The sequence below is a fragment of the Paraburkholderia sp. SIMBA_054 genome, from assembly GCF_046534875.1.
Lineage (GTDB): Bacteria > Pseudomonadota > Gammaproteobacteria > Burkholderiales > Burkholderiaceae > Paraburkholderia > Paraburkholderia hospita.
The window spans coordinates 169,533-183,636 of sequence record NZ_JAWRXV010000003.1 but is presented as its reverse complement, the minus strand read 5'-3'; the positions used below and the strand labels follow the sequence as shown (position 1 = coordinate 183,636).

The following is a 14,104-nucleotide window of genomic DNA, read 5'->3' as shown; positions in this document are numbered from 1 at the left end:
GGCTCCGGGTATGCCGCATATTCCACGCATGCCGCGTGTCACGCGCGGCATCTGTCGCGACGAGGTGTGCTGTCGTCACTGCTGTCGCTCCCTGTTGTTCTGATCGAGTGACTTCACAGGAACGCCGCGAACTGCGCGGTGCGCTCCGTCAACCTCTCTTCAAGGCAGTTCAATATACGACGACGGCAGGCCGGTAGTAGTAAGGGCGCGCCGGCACCACCACGCAACCCGCGAGCGTCGCGGTAAGCAAGGCCAGTAACAACAGCTTCTTCATCTTTCAGTCTCCCGTCGCCACGCTCAGCGCACCCAGTGCGCGGGCACCCAGCGCCAGTTCGGACCATGCGCGACCCAATGCCCAGGCACCCAGCGATAGCCCGGACGCATGGTCTGCCAGTGCCCCGCCACCCACACGTAGCGGCCGCCCGCCCAGCGCCAATGGCCGGAGTCCCACGCGTAGCCCGCGCGCGGCGGCGGCACGACTTCGATGCGCGCGGCGGGCGGCGCCATCGGCGCGACGATCACCGCCTGCGCGAACGCCGCTGAGGCGCTCAGTGCGGCCACGCCTACTGCAAGCATGCGGACCAGTTTTTGCATGTTCATTGCGTTATCCCTTGGAACGGTTGCCGGTTTGAAATCGGCAGGTTTTGGGGTTAAACGCGCAAGCGGCGAAAATCCGTCGCAGGATTTTTCGCGGCCGCGAGGCCCAGCGGGTGCGGTGGCGCACGCGCGGGGGAATGGGTATCGTCAAGGCTGAACTTCACACGACAGGAGCGCCCAGTGACAAACAACAACTGGTTCTCGAAGTTCTCGACGGGTCTTTCGACGATGGCCGGCAAGCCGGCGACGTTCGTGATTGCCGTGGTGCTTGTCGTCGTATGGGGCATCAGCGGGCCGATGTTCCATTTCAGCGACACCTGGCAACTGGTGATCAATACATCGACGACGATCGTCACCTTTCTGATGGTCTTTTTGATCCAGAACACGCAAAACCGCGACACGGCCGCGATGCAGATCAAGCTGGACGAACTGATCCGCGCGCTGGACGGCGCACACAACGCGCTGCTCGATCTCGAGGAACTGAACGAAAAGGATCTCGGGCGCTTTCGCCAGCGCTACGAGCAGCTCGCCGAAAAAGCACGCAGCGCGCTGCGCTCGGGCGGCACCGACACCGACTCGCCGTTCATCGACCAGAGCGAAAGCGATGACGACAAGGACCGCAAGCCTCGCCAGGACGCGCACTGAGCGATGACACAAGCGACTCCACCCGCCCTGCATGACGCGGACAAAGGCCATTCGCTAGCGCGGCACTATCCGCGCGGGCTGCGCATCGACCCGCATTCGCATACGTGGGCGCAGGTGCTGTATGCCGTGTCGGGTGTGATGTGGGTCGAAGCCGGGCACGAGGCGCTCGTCGTCCCGCCGCAGCGCGCCGTGTGGCTGCCCGCCGGCACCGAGCACTCGATCCACATGATGAGCGACGTCGAGATGCGCAATCTGTATTTCCATGAGCGCAGCATCGGCCATCTGAGCGCACGCAGCGACGTGTTCGAGATCAACGGCTTGTTGCGCGAACTGATTGCGTCGATCGCCGAACATGAAGAGGCGCAGACGCGCGACGAAGACTATCTGAGCACGGCGTACCGTCTCGCCATACTCGAACTCGAACAGGCGCCGCGCTCGTCGCTACGCATTCCGCTGCCCGACGCGTCGGACCGGCGGCTCGACGCGCTGTGCCGCGCGGTGATCGACAATCCGTCGAATGCGATCAGCTTCGAGCAGCATGCGGCGTCGGTGGGCGCGAGCGTGCGTACGCTGGCGCGGCTCTTCACGCGGGCGCTGGGTATCGGCTTCGCGGAATGGCGCAGGCAGGTGCAGTTGGCCGTCGCCGTGTCGGGGCTCGCCGAAGGACGCGCGGTCAGCACCATCGCGCGCGAACTCGGCTATCTGCCGAGCAGTTTCAGCGACATGTTCCGCCGCGAACTCGGCGCGCCGCCGACCGACTTCGATCCTCACGCGACGCTGGCCGCGTCGGCTGCGCTAAAGTCCTGAGGCTGTCGGGCGTCGCGACACGCGCAAGCGCGCTCGCTGCGCTTGAGCGAGAATCGTGGGCGTCGGCGGCGCGGACGGACAGATGGATGGATCGGCTGGCGTCGCCATGGCCAAACCTAAACGTGAGGAAACGTGAAATGAGCAAGGGATACTGGGTCACTCTCTACCGCAAGACGAACGATCCGGCGGCGCTGGCCGCATATGCACAACTGGCGTTGCCGGCCGTCACGGCCGCGGGCGGCAAGTTTCTCGTGCGCGGTCTCGCCGAGGAAGTGCGTGAACATGGCCTGAAGGACCGCACCGTCGTGATCGAATTCCCGACCTACGAGCAGGCCGTCGCGGCCTACGACAGCGAGGCGTACAAGAAGGCGCTGGCCGCGCTGGGGAATGCCGTCGAGCGCGATCTGCGCATCGTGCGCGGCGCGGAGTGATTCTTTAGGCGCGCGTTGCTGAAACGTTGCAGAACAGCGCGGGCCGCAACGTTCGCTCAGTAGCGGATTACCATCGGCAGAAGCGCGCCGTCGCGTGGTTCGTCATCGGGCAGCATGACGGCGCTGCCCGCCGCGATGCGGTGCGCGCTCCATAGCACCGCAAAGGCATCGAGCACGTCGTCTTTCTGCGCGTGCCGGGCAACACGTTCGTCAAGCGCGGTCTGCAACGTGACGCCGAAGATAGGGTCGAGCAAGGCTTTTCTTTTCGCATGCCCGGCTTCTGACGTTTTGCCCTCTTTGAGGCCGGCCGCTTCGCCGCCTTGCTCGATCTGAAGCTGCATGAAGGCAAGCTCCGGATGCACCTCGAACACACGCGAAGCATCGCTCTTGCTGGCGCGCAACGACGTATCGACTTCGGCGATCTTGCCGAGAATGTTGAAGGCCTGTTGCGAGATTCCCTTGCCCGTTGCTTCGCGGTTCAGATCGCACGCCATTCGATACTCCCTGATGCCAAGCGTCTGACGCACAGGCGTCTGAAACACCGACGCACTGCGCGGCCACTTCAGACGCTTCCTCGCTTCCGCATCACACGCGCGATAGCCCGTCGATGCCAGGCCGATCGGCATATCGACGGCCACGATGGCGGGCGCCGGCGCCCACGCAAGCAACCCGGCGAACGTCGTGCAGATTCGCGTCTCGATCGCGCCCGTCCGGGCGTGCTGCCTGACGGCGTACCAGCCGCCCTTGCAGCCGTCCACGCCCACCAGGTCTGTTGTCTTCTGACGCATCACGCGTTTCCCCGAACCGATTGATCGTTCCGAACCAGCGCCGCCCGCTGTCCGATATTCGAAAGCACTTGTCTGAACAGCGCCGCGCCGGTCACTTAGACTGCCTTCATACGCTGATTCACCCATCGTGAAGCAGCAAGCGAAACCCATCGAATCCGACAGTTTCCGCAGGAGCGGCAATGAAAGCGATCCAGTTCAACTCTTTTGGCGGTCCCGAAGTCCTCGACCTCGTCGACCTGCCGACACCCACCGCCGACGCCGACAGCGCGATCGTGCAGGTGAAAGCAGCCTCGGTGAATCCAAGCGACGTGAAAAACCTCTCGGGCCATTTCGGCCACACGACGCTGCCGCGCATCCCCGGCCGCGACTTCAGCGGCGTCGTGACGGAAGGCCCCGCCGAATGGATTGGCGCGGAAGTATGGGGCACGGGCGGCGACATCGGCTTCACGCGCGACGGCACGCACGCGCAGTTCATCAAGATTCCCGTCGGCGCCTTGTCGCGCAAGCCGCGCACGCTCACGCACGAACAGGCGTCGGCGATCGGCGTGAACTTCGTGGTCGCGTGGCTCGGCGTCGTCGATTATGCACAGCTCGTCGCGGGCGAAACGGTTGCCGTGATCGGCGCGAGCGGTGGTGTCGGCGGCGCGGTCGTGCAGATCGCGAAGTCGCGTGGCTGCAAGGTGATCGCCGTCGATCGGCATGAGCCTGACGCTGACTCCCCCGCAGGCCGTCTGCTCGACCACTATGTACCGTTCGACGAGCACGCCGCGGAACGCGTGAAGGAACTCGGCGGCGCGGATGTCGTGTACGACGCCGTTGGCGGCGTCGCGTTCGAAACGGCGCTGAAACTCGCGAAGTGGCGCGGCCGGGTGGTCGAAATCAGCGCGACGGGCAAGCGGCACGTCGAGTTCGACCTGATCGACTTCTATCACAACGAGACGCAGCTGTTCGGCGCGGACAGCGCCAAGCTCGGCGTCGCGGATTCCGCACGCCTGATGACGGAACTGGCCAGCGTGTTCGACAGCGGCGCGTTGCAGGCGCCGTCGATCGCGCAGACCTTTCCGCTCGAACAGGCACGCGACGCTTACGCGGCCGTTGCAGGCGGCACGCGCGGGCGCGTCGTCATCACGATGTGACAACACCCGATCACTACAACCGGAGACTCGTATGAAGCCGTATATCGTGTCGCTGGCGGCGGGTGTCGTCGTCGGACTGCTGTACAACATTGTCGATGTGAAATCGCCCGCGCCGCCCATCGTCGCGCTGCTCGGCCTGCTCGGCATGGTCGCGGGCGAGCATGCGATTCCGTTCGCGCGTTCGCTGCTCACTCACGTGACGAGCTAAAGCAAACCGCGAACGCCTACTGCATGCGACCGGGCGCGCCGCCCATTTCACGCGCGCGCTCGAGCAGCAGTTCGCGTTCGCGCGCATTTCGCGTCATCGATGCGGCGCGCTCGAATTCCGCGCGCGCTTCGTCGTTGCGAGCGAGCTTGGCGAGCAGATCGCCGCGCACGCTCGGCAGCCAGTGATAGTTTTTCAGCGAAGGCTCGTCGGCGAGCGCGTCGACGAGTTCGAGCGCGGCCATCGGACCATACGCCATGCCGACGGCAACCGCCCGGTTCAGATCGACCACGGGCGACGGCGCGACCTCGGCGAGCGCATCGTAAAGCGCGACGATCTGCGCCCAATCCGTTTCCGCCGCCGTGCGGGCGCGCGCATGACACGCGGCGAGTGCGGCCTGCAGCGTGTACTGACCGCTCATCCCGCCGAGCGCTTCCGAGCGCGCAAGCGCGCTCAGCCCGCGACGGATCAGCAACGGGTCCCAACGGCTGCGATCCTGATCGAGCAACAGCACGGGCCTTCCCTGCGCGTCAACGCGCGCGTGCATGCGCGACGCTTGAATCTCCATCAGCGCGACCAGGCCGTGCACTTCGCTTTCGTCGGGCATCAGGCCCGCGAGCACGCGGCCCAGGCGCAGCGCTTCTTCGCACAGCGTCGGGCGCATCCAGTCGTCGCCCGCGGTCGCCGAATAGCCTTCGTTGAAGATCAGATAAATCACTTCGAGCACCGACGCGAGCCGCACCGCGCGATCGTTCGCCTGCGGCACTTCGAACGGCACCTTCGCCGCCGACAGCGTCTTCTTGGCGCGCACGATACGCTGCGCGATGGTCGGCTCGGGCACGAGAAACGCGCGCGCGATTTCATCCGTCGTCAGGCCGCCGAGCAGGCGCAACGTCAGCGCGACACGCGCGTCCTTCGACAGCACGGGATGACAGGCGGTGAACACCAGCCGCAGCAGATCGTCGCCGATGTCATCGGCACGCGCGGCGTCGAGCGCATCGACGAAATCGGGCACGATATGCGCCTCGCGCGCGTCCATGTCGGCGCCGAGTTCCTCATGCTTGCGCGCGTGCAGCGCATCCTGGCGCCAGCGGTCGAGCGCGCGGTTTTTCGCGGTCGCCATCAGCCATGCTCCAGGATTGTCCGGCACGCCCGCGTCGGGCCAGGTTTCGAGCGCAGCCACCAGCGCGTCCTGCGCGAGTTCTTCCGCCACGCCGACATCGCGCACGATCCGCGCGACGTGGGCGATGACCTTCGCGGATTCGATCCGCCAGACTGCCTCGATGGCACGATGGGTCGCAGCCGTCGTCACGGCCGGCCTCAAGACGCGTCGGCCGCTGGCATCGCGGCGTTCGGGTCCATGTACACGAGTTCCCAGATATGCCCGTCGATATCCTCGATGCTGCGCTCGTACATGAAGCCGTGGTCCTGCGCCGGGCGCGACAACGCGCCGCCTGCGGCGAGCGCCTTATCGGCGAGATCGTCGACTTGCGCGCGGCTGTCGCATGACAGGCAGATCAGCGCTTCCGTGCTCTCCTTCGGATTGCACAGCGTCCTGTTCGTGAAGGTCTGGAAAAAGTCCTTCGCGAGCAGCATCGCGTAGATGTTTTCGCCGATCACCATGCAGGCCGCCTGCTCATTGGTGAATTTCGGTTCGAACGTGAAGCCGAGTTGGGAGAAGAACGCCTTCGATTTCTCCACGCTGTTCACGGCGAGGTTCACATAGATTTGCTTGTGCATGATCGTTCCTCGGAAGCTGGCGGATGCAAGGAGATGCAAGGTCAGTGGCTCGCGCCTTCGATCTTGCGAAAGCGTTCCGTCGACTGGCTCGGCTCGAAGTCGTCGAGGTCGAACATCTGACGCACTTCGATTTCGCCGTCGACCTGTTCGCCGAACGGCGCGGGAAAGCGCCGCGCCCATTCCATCGCTTCTTCGCGCGATCGCACCTGAATCACGGTGTAGCCCGCGATCAGCTCTCGGGTTTCGGCGAACGGTCCTTGCGTCACGGTGCGCCTGCCGTCGGCATAGTGCACACGCCAGCCCTTCGCACTGGGCTGCAGGCCGGATGCGTCGAGCAGCACGCCCGCCCTCTGCAACGCTTCGTGATACGTCGCCATCGACGCCATCAGTGCTTCGTCGGGCATCTTGCCGGCTTCGCTGTCGGCCGTAGCCTTCACCATGATCATGAATCGCATCGCCGTCTCTCCTCGTGGATGAAGGACGCCCCGTGGCGGCTTCTTACTTCCACGACGAGCGGCGCGCAGTCAGATCGACAACCGGCATCGCCAGGGAAAACCCTTCCGGCCGCGCCGGACGGTTCAGCCGGTGTGTGCCGTCAGTACTCGTAGCACGGCGCGACCTTGCGGATTTCGATCGTGCACCACTCGGCGGCCGGACATTCTTTGGCGAGCGCGAGCGCTTCTTCGTAGGTATCGACGTTCAACAGAAAGAAGCCGCCGACCATTTCCTTCGCTTCGGCAAACGGCCCGTCGATCAGGCGGGTCTGTCCGTCGCGCTTTTCGAGGCGCACACCTTTTTTGACAGGCGACAGCGATTCGGCGGCGATCAGCTGGCCGCGCGACTGCAACCCGGCGCGGTATTTGAGCATGCGGTCGTAGACGGCGCGGCCAGCGAATTCGCCGCGTTCCTCGCGTTGCTCGGTGGGTTCGACGATGAGCAGCATGTAAGACATGGTGACTCCGTGTTCCGGTTGTCGGGCCGCTGCGTTCGAGGGGTGCCGTACTTCGTGAGACGGGTGGCGCGGCGGCAATGGCAGCAAAGGTTGATTCTGCTGGCGAAGGCAGTCTAGCAAAGTGGCCACGCGGGCGGAAAGGTCTGCTGCGCGAATGGGCATTCCACTGAGGGAAATGGCACAACGCTTGCTGAAGAAGATACATCTTCAATCAGGCAGGAGCATGACATGTTGAAGCGCTATATCGTCCGCGTCGCAATCGCAGCAGCGGTCCTCGTGCCGTTCGTGAGCGGATGCACCGTCGGCGGCGCGGCAGCGGGTGGCTATGTCGGCCATGAGACGACGCATAGCACCGTGGGCACGGTGGGCGGCGCCGTCGCGGGCGGGATCATCGGTCACGAGCTGGGCAAGTGACGTTGAGTGGAAATTGTTTAAAAGATTTGAAAAGGCGGCAATTGACCTGAATCGCCGTCTTATTTTTTGTCAAAAAATGTCACTGCCCTCCCGAATAACTCAATTGCAAATATTTGTCTTTCATTGGGATCAGTATTTTCTGTGTGACACGCCTAGCGTCCGAATGATATTCAATCCATAGTTGGCAAATTCGGATTAATTCTAATTACAGCGACGATCGCAACCACTCAAAAAAGTTCACTGACATTTTTGATTTATGACACACTCTGACGAAATCGCCTCTGACGCGCGATGCCTTTATTTCATCAGGCTTTTGCAGCGTTACACCGAGCCGATACCGCTGCTCGTACCGAATACATCGCTTCTATTTTTAGATATGACTTATCTCAAATAAATCACCACCAAACTTCGTTGCTGTATCACAACAATAAAATTTATACCAATAAAAAGATCGGAAACCAGTTCGATTAAAAGACAAATCAAATCAATCCTCTTCGCCTTTTCTTTCTGCTCCGGAAATAGACCCTTTCCATTTTAGATATCAATTGATAGTTAGGGTCCCTTTCTATACTTGCGCTTCCCCAAACCGGGCAAGTTAAGTGGTCTTGCTTCGTACAGGACGTGGCATGCATAGCTTGTCCGTTTGTATTCAAGCCTCGTATTGCCCCATGAACTGAAGGAAGCACAGATGAAGAAGATTCTGATCGCGACGGCAGTGGCTGCCTCGTTCGCCTCGGTCGCACACGCACAAAGCAGCGTCACGCTGTACGGCACGCTGGACACGTCGATCACCTACACGAGCAACGTCAATGGCGGCCACCAGTGGGCAGTCGGCAGCGGCTCGACCGATGAAAACCGCTTCGGCCTGCGCGGCGTCGAAGACCTCGGCGGCGGCCTGAAGACCGTCTTCACGTTGGAAGAAGGCTTCGACACGAACAACGGCGCACAGGCGTCGCAAGGGAAGATGTTCTCGCGTCAGGCGTTCGTCGGCCTGTCGAGCCAGGCTGGCACGGTCACGCTCGGCCGTCAGTACGACGCGATGCAGGACTTCGTCTCGCCGCTGTCCGCAACGGGCAGCTGGGGCGGCGCGAACTTCGCCCATTACGGCAACCTCGATCACCTCGACAAGAACAGCCAGGACGCAGCCAGCAACTCGATCAAGTTCGCGAGCGCCAACTACTCGGGCTTCTCGTTCGGCGGCACCTACTCGTTCTCGAACAGCTCGCAGTTCGCCAACAACCGCGCGTACAGCGTCGGCGCGGGCTACGAAAACGCAGGCCTGCGCGTCGGCGCGGGCTACGCGCAGCAGAACAACCCGAACGCCACGTCGGGCGGCGCATACAACAACCTCGATCTGAACAATATCGGTCTGACGGGCGTGTCGTTCCGCCAGCGCCAGTTCGGCGCGGGCGCAACCTACGCGTTCGGCCCGGCACTGTTCGGCATCGTATGGACGCAAGCTCGCCTCGACAACGTGACGGGCGGCACGGGTTCCGTTCATACCAACAACTACGAAGCCAACGCCACGTACAACCTGACGCCCGCACTGGGTCTGGGCATTGCCTACACGTACTCGAACGGCGCGGCTGAAGATGCGCACTTCCACGCGAACCAGGTCGGCCTGAAGGGCGACTACTCGCTGTCGAAGCGCACGGACGTGTACGTGCAAGGCACGTATCAGGAAACGAGCGCGCCGGCTGGCTCGACGATCAACGCAGTGATCGACAACGGCAGCGTGACGGGCGTTTCGTCGACGCACCGCCAGGGCGTCGCATCCGTCGGTCTGCGTCACCGCTTCTAATCAAACACGAAGCGCGGCGGGTTGATGCGTACGATCGACCCGCCGTAAGCGCTCGGGCCCGCGAGGCGACCACAACGGCCTCACGTTCTTCGGAACGTGAGGCCGTTGCCTATTGAATTGACTGAACTGACGGGATAGCGCCACGAGAACCGTGACGCCCGCTCAAACCATCCGCTTCAACTCTTTCTGCAGACGGTCGAAGTTCTCTTCGTTGGCCTTGACGGCAAACGTCTTCGCCTGCGCGCACACGGCAGGCGTCTCGAAGACCATGCGAAACGTGATGCGCGTCTGTTCGTCGCTCAGCGCATCGAAGGTAGCCGTGACGCGATAGTGCGGCCCCGACACATGATCGAACACGATACGTTCGGGCGCGACGATCTCGACGAATACGCTGTGATTCTTGTAGTCGACGCCATCCGGCCCGTGCATCGCGAAGCGCCAGTTGCCGCCCGGACGCAGATCGAATTCGTGGAAGGAATTCGTGAAGCCCTTTGGCCCCCACCAGTGCGCGAGATGTACCGGCTCCGTCCAGGCCCTGAACACAAGATCGCGCGGAAAATCGAACACGCGCGTCGATACGATTTGCAGATCCGCGATCGGCGGAGTTGCGTCGCCATCCTCGGACATGAGACAGCCTCCTTCAAACAATGCACCGCGTCCGCCCGAAGCCGGGCGGACAAATCAAGCATAACGCATTGTCGAAACATCGCGCGCCTGCCGTGCACGCAGCACGGACAGAGAATCGCGGCGAATGAGAGGGGCCGAACGTTCGAACGCCTAACGTCCGATCAATGGCCGTTTGAAACGATGCGCCACGAAGTCAGACGGCAACGGACTCGGCAGAAGGCTCGATCGGAATCACCCGCCGCGCCGCGGGCGCGCCGCATTCGCGCAGCAGATCGCGCAGGTCGTTGATCACCGGGAAGACTTCGTGATTCCAGTCGGCGCCTTGCGCGTCGTGCGCTGCCTGCTCGAGTTCGACGATCCAGCGGTCTTCCTTGAAGATGCGCTCGGTGAACCACACCAGCAGCGGCCACGCGACGTCGAGCAGCGCGCCGATCTTGGGCCGCTTGATGGACAGCAGGCCGAACGTGCGATTGGTGCGCTGCTCGTGATCGAGCGGCACGTAGCAGATCCACAGGTCCATCACGATCGTCCCGTCGGACGTGCGAATCCGCAGCGTCTGAAACGGATACTGCGTGCGGATCGTCATCACGTCCTTGTCGTCGGCCCTTGTGGTCTTGCGGCTCTGCCCGAACACGAGCGCTTCGCCGATCGGCTGCTGACCCGCTTCGCGCGCGAACGTGTAGTCGACTTCGACCCAGTCGTCGCCGCGCCGCCGGCCGAGCGAACGCGCGCGCATCTTGCCCATCTGCTTGCGGTGCAGGAACTGATGGTTCATGTCCATCAGGTTTTCGTGCATGAACGAGTAGTGGCACGCTACTTCGCGGCCGAAGCGCCGCGTCTTGTACGCCTTGTCGGCCACGGAGCCGAGCGGAGGCAGCGGCATCGTCTCGGCGAGCGCGGCGTCGCCCGGAAACACGAAGATCAGCCCTTCGGCTTCGCGGCACGGATACGCGCGCACGCCATTCGGCAGACGCTCACGGCCGAGATACGGCACATCGATGCATTTGCCCGAGCAGTCATAGGTCCAGCCATGATAACCGCAGCGGATAGCCTCGCCGTCGACCACACCGCCGCTCAGCGGCACCTGCCGGTGCGCGCAGCGATCCTCCAGCGCGAACACCTTGCCCGATTCACTGCGCGCGAGCACGATCGGCTCACCGGCGAAGCGCACGGCATGCGTTTTACCGCGCTTCACTTCGCGCGACCATGCGAGCGGGTACCAGTGATCGGGATGAATATCGACGCGGCGCAGATCGCGCACAGCGGCTTTGGGAGGGTTATCGACGGGATTGCTGTCCAACGGAGCGACTACGTGCATGAATAAGGCCTCCTGGCACAACGGTCGGCCGGTCGCCGGGACCGAGCGAGTTTGATAGTTAGAAACCGATGTCCGGTCAGTCTACTAGAAGTCGCACCCGGGAATCATGGGGACTCACCGCAGGTAGGCGCGCCGGTAGGCATTACCGGACGAGCGTCGACGCCCGCCGCTGCGCCAAAGACAAAGGGCGGTGCCGAAGCACCGCCCTTCCATTTTGTTGCAGCCGCAACGCTCAAGAAACCCGCAACAACCTCATACGTCGCCGATATGCACGGCAACGACGCTCAACGCGTAGTCTGCGTCGCGCCCACGAGACCCGACCGATGCTGCTTGCCCCACGTCTTGCCACCGCGTAGAAATTGCAGCCAGCCGAGCACCGCGCCCGTATGCCGCAGCAACTGGAACGTGAACGGCTCGGCGATCGCGGCAGCAACGGCCATCGGCAGGCTCGTGCCGCTCGTCAGCCCCGTCCAGCGGCGGTACAGATGGATGCTCCACAGATAGAACGCGAGGTCGATCGCCGTCTTCAGCCCGATCACGCTGAAGATCGAGACGACGATCAACCCATGTCCACCGACCACGAAGCCGAGCAGCAACGCGAACGCGGTCAGGCCGTAGACGGGCTGCATCGTGTCGAAGGCCTTCACGGGCAACATCAGCCGGCCGAGCGTGCCGTAACGCGCATTGCCCGTCATGTCGCGGTTCCAGTACTGCGTTTGCAGGAAGCCTGCAAACCAGCGGCGGCGCTGGCGCAGGAACGCACCGAGTGTCGCGGGCGCTTCCGTCTGCGCGTGCGCGTCGCCGACCACGCGCACGTCCCAGCCGAGGTCGTGATCGACGGAATAACGCCGCAGCCGGTGAATCAGTTCGTAATCTTCGACGAGGCATTGCGCATCGAAGCCGCCGACGGCGACGAGCGCGTCGCGCCGGAACGACGCAAAGGCGCCCGATACCAGCAGCAGGCTGTCGGCCCGCATCCATGCGAAGCGCGCGATGAAGTTGCGCATGTATTCGTAAGTCTGGAACCACTGGAAGACGCGCCCGCTCGCCGTCCGGTTGCAGACGGGCACGAGAATGCCCGTCGCCGCGACCAGCTTCGGCGACTGCGCGAAGGATGCACGCATGGCGAGCGTGGCGTCGTCGGCGAGCAACGTGTCGGCGTCGACGGTCATCACGGTGTCCGTCGTCATCACGTCGATCGCGGCGTTCAGCGCCAGCGCCTTGCCGCCATGTGGCACGCGCAGCCAGTGCAGATTCGGGAAGCGGCTGCTAGGCGCGCTCAATACGCCCAACGCGGGCTCCGTCAGACCGAAGCGGCTGGTCAGCAGTTCGCGCGTGCCGTCCGTCGAGCCGTCGTCGGCGATCACGATCTGCGCCGGGCCGTGCGTCTGCCGCAGCAGCGCGGCGAGCGTCACGGGCAGCACGCCTGCCTCGTTGTGCGCGGCAACGATGACACCCATGGAGGGCAGTTTGCCGCCATCTTTCGACCGGTGCGCAGGCAACGAGCGGCGGATCAGCGGCCAGGTCTTGACGGTGACGAACACGAGCAGAAGCGTGTCGTACAGCACGTAAGCGATCCCCGTCGACCACGCGAGCGCGCCATGCAGAAAGAACGCGCGCGCGAACAGCAGCAGCCACAACGCGGTCACGCTGCCGTGAATCACGGCGCTCTGCCAGGTGCCTTTGCGCGGGTTGATGCGCGGCGACGCGGCAGCGAGCGCTTCGCGTAGCGACGGCCTTGGACGCTCGCCCGCTACCACCGTGGGCTCGTCGGACAGGCTGTGGTTCGTCAGCGTCGCGTCTTCGATCACATCGATATCCATCACGGCACCATCCGCTTGATGACGGAATGACGGTCGAACAGCTCATGCTTGAGCGCGCCGCCGATATGCATCGCAAGCAACGCGTACAACGCATAGCCGAGGTACGTGTGCAGCGCGCCGAATCTGTCGTGCAGCGGCTCTTTCACGGCGGGATCGAGATTCATGATGAAGCCGATGCGGGGAAACGGGATCACGCCGAACAGATGCATCGGATGCGTTGCCGCCGCCTTCCACGCGGAGTCGTGCATCCAGCCCGACAGCGGCAGCGCGATCATCACGAAATACAGCAGGAAGTGCGCGACGTGCGCGGCCATCCGCTCCCACGACGGAAATTCGCGCGGCAACGGCGGCGGCCGGTGCGACACACGCCACAGCAGGCGCAGCAGCGCGAGGCCGAGCACCGTGATGCCGATCGACTTGTGCACGTCGATGACGGGGCGCACCCAGTCATCCGGCAGCGCATCGGCGGAAAGCCCGAGCACCACGTTCACGATGATGAGCACGGCAATCAGCCAATGCAGGATCATCGCGGTGCGTGTGTAGCGGGACGCGTGCGCTGGCGTGGAAAGCGTCTCGATGCCGTCGCGCGAGGCCGTGCGGGAAGTTGTCGAAGTGTTCATGAGCCGTTCTGGTTGGAAGTCGGTAGGGACGGCGAAAGCGATGTGCAAGCCGGCGGGTCTTCATCGCGCAAGCGGCGCACTGCAATCGTCATATCAACAGAACGCCCCATCCGGTCGCTTTATTCCTTCAACGTACGAGTCGCGGGTTTCCGTCGTATTTCCGTTTGTTTCGCGCGCCCGCCGACAGTTGCCGACAGTTC

18 protein-coding genes are annotated in these 14,104 nt (G+C 63.4%); 7 read left to right on the top strand and 11 right to left on the bottom strand.

What is annotated here, in order from left to right; genetic code table 11:
• Window positions 1-169 precede the first annotated feature (169 nt).
• Together SB822_RS05390 and SB822_RS05385 are read right to left on the bottom strand one after the other, a co-directional pair.
• Window positions 170-274 carry a lipoprotein gene (locus SB822_RS05390; RefSeq protein WP_165576566.1) on the bottom strand — a complete coding sequence of 35 codons (105 nt, stop codon included), beginning with the start codon at window positions 272-274 and terminating at the stop codon, window positions 170-172.
• A 23-nt stretch (window positions 275-297) separates the two neighbouring features.
• Window positions 298-600 carry a hypothetical protein gene (locus SB822_RS05385; RefSeq protein ID WP_410854217.1) on the bottom strand — a complete coding sequence of 101 codons (303 nt, stop codon included), beginning with the start codon at window positions 598-600 and terminating at the stop codon, window positions 298-300.
• A 177-nt stretch (window positions 601-777) separates the two neighbouring features.
• On the opposite strand from SB822_RS05385, the gene SB822_RS05380 reads away from it, so the two are divergent.
• The 3 genes from SB822_RS05380 to SB822_RS05370 all read left to right on the top strand — a co-directional run bounded on the left by SB822_RS05380 (window position 778) and on the right by SB822_RS05370 (window position 2,480).
• Window positions 778-1,242, top strand: a complete 465-nt coding sequence (locus tag SB822_RS05380) for a low affinity iron permease family protein (protein WP_007582998.1) — start codon at window positions 778-780, stop codon at window positions 1,240-1,242.
• A 3-nt stretch (window positions 1,243-1,245) separates the two neighbouring features.
• Window positions 1,246-2,049 carry an AraC family transcriptional regulator gene (locus tag SB822_RS05375; RefSeq protein WP_114222116.1) on the top strand — a complete coding sequence of 268 codons (804 nt, stop codon included), beginning with the start codon at window positions 1,246-1,248 and terminating at the stop codon, window positions 2,047-2,049.
• A 137-nt stretch (window positions 2,050-2,186) separates the two neighbouring features.
• Window positions 2,187-2,480, top strand: coding sequence for a DUF1330 domain-containing protein (locus SB822_RS05370; RefSeq protein ID WP_079500592.1), 294 nt, complete (start codon window positions 2,187-2,189; stop codon window positions 2,478-2,480).
• Between the two features lie 56 nt (window positions 2,481-2,536).
• On the opposite strand, the gene SB822_RS05365 is transcribed toward SB822_RS05370, so the two are convergent.
• Window positions 2,537-3,268: a DUF429 domain-containing protein gene (locus SB822_RS05365; RefSeq protein WP_410854216.1), complete on the bottom strand. Its 732-nt coding sequence runs from the start codon at window positions 3,266-3,268 to the stop codon at window positions 2,537-2,539.
• 179 nt (window positions 3,269-3,447) lie between these two features.
• Here SB822_RS05365 and SB822_RS05360 point away from each other — a divergent pair, with 179 nt between their 5' ends.
• On the top strand, window positions 3,448-4,404 hold the full coding sequence (locus SB822_RS05360; RefSeq protein WP_410854215.1) for a quinone oxidoreductase family protein: 957 nt from the start codon (window positions 3,448-3,450) through the stop codon (window positions 4,402-4,404).
• 31 nt (window positions 4,405-4,435) lie between these two features.
• A complete protein-coding gene (locus tag SB822_RS05355) occupies window positions 4,436-4,612 on the top strand; it encodes a DUF1427 family protein (RefSeq protein ID WP_410854214.1) in 177 nt (58 codons plus the stop codon).
• Between the two features lie 16 nt (window positions 4,613-4,628).
• Here the strand turns inward: SB822_RS05355 and SB822_RS05350 are convergent, their stop codons facing one another.
• From SB822_RS05350 to SB822_RS05335, 4 genes are all read right to left on the bottom strand, one after another.
• Window positions 4,629-5,921 (bottom strand): RNA polymerase sigma factor, encoded by a 1,293-nt coding sequence (locus SB822_RS05350; protein ID WP_007737573.1) that lies wholly within the window; start codon window positions 5,919-5,921, stop codon window positions 4,629-4,631.
• An 8-nt stretch (window positions 5,922-5,929) separates the two neighbouring features.
• Window positions 5,930-6,349, bottom strand: coding sequence for a VOC family protein (locus tag SB822_RS05345; protein WP_007582990.1), 420 nt, complete (start codon window positions 6,347-6,349; stop codon window positions 5,930-5,932).
• Window positions 6,350-6,390: 41 nt separating this feature from the next.
• Window positions 6,391-6,804, bottom strand: a complete 414-nt coding sequence (locus tag SB822_RS05340) for a YciI family protein (protein WP_410854213.1) — start codon at window positions 6,802-6,804, stop codon at window positions 6,391-6,393.
• 140 nt (window positions 6,805-6,944) lie between these two features.
• Window positions 6,945-7,301: a YciI family protein gene (locus tag SB822_RS05335; protein WP_007582988.1), complete on the bottom strand. Its 357-nt coding sequence runs from the start codon at window positions 7,299-7,301 to the stop codon at window positions 6,945-6,947.
• A 228-nt stretch (window positions 7,302-7,529) separates the two neighbouring features.
• Here SB822_RS05335 and SB822_RS05330 point away from each other — a divergent pair, with 228 nt between their 5' ends.
• Together SB822_RS05330 and SB822_RS05325 are read left to right on the top strand one after the other, a co-directional pair.
• Window positions 7,530-7,715, top strand: coding sequence for a glycine zipper 2TM domain-containing protein (locus SB822_RS05330; protein WP_007737571.1), 186 nt, complete (start codon window positions 7,530-7,532; stop codon window positions 7,713-7,715).
• 688 nt (window positions 7,716-8,403) lie between these two features.
• Entirely contained in the window at window positions 8,404-9,516 is a 1,113-nt protein-coding gene (locus tag SB822_RS05325; RefSeq protein WP_410854212.1) for a porin, read from the top strand.
• 162 nt (window positions 9,517-9,678) lie between these two features.
• Here the strand turns inward: SB822_RS05325 and SB822_RS05320 are convergent, their stop codons facing one another.
• The 4 genes from SB822_RS05320 to SB822_RS05305 all read right to left on the bottom strand — a co-directional run bounded on the left by SB822_RS05320 (window position 9,679) and on the right by SB822_RS05305 (window position 13,904).
• The gene (locus SB822_RS05320; RefSeq protein WP_079487549.1) at window positions 9,679-10,143 is read right to left on the bottom strand and encodes an SRPBCC family protein; all 465 of its coding nucleotides are present in this window, start codon (window positions 10,141-10,143) and stop codon (window positions 9,679-9,681) included.
• Window positions 10,144-10,336: 193 nt separating this feature from the next.
• Window positions 10,337-11,461, bottom strand: a complete 1,125-nt coding sequence (locus SB822_RS05315) for an aromatic ring-hydroxylating oxygenase subunit alpha (protein ID WP_079487550.1) — start codon at window positions 11,459-11,461, stop codon at window positions 10,337-10,339.
• 284 nt (window positions 11,462-11,745) lie between these two features.
• Complete coding sequence (locus SB822_RS05310; protein ID WP_410854281.1) at window positions 11,746-13,284, bottom strand: glycosyltransferase family 2 protein; 1,539 nt, start codon at window positions 13,282-13,284, stop codon at window positions 11,746-11,748.
• Window positions 13,284-13,904 carry a cytochrome b gene (locus tag SB822_RS05305; protein ID WP_007582976.1) on the bottom strand — a complete coding sequence of 207 codons (621 nt, stop codon included), beginning with the start codon at window positions 13,902-13,904 and terminating at the stop codon, window positions 13,284-13,286. The genes SB822_RS05310 and SB822_RS05305 overlap by 1 nt, the downstream gene beginning before the upstream one ends.
• Window positions 13,905-14,104 lie beyond the last annotated feature (200 nt).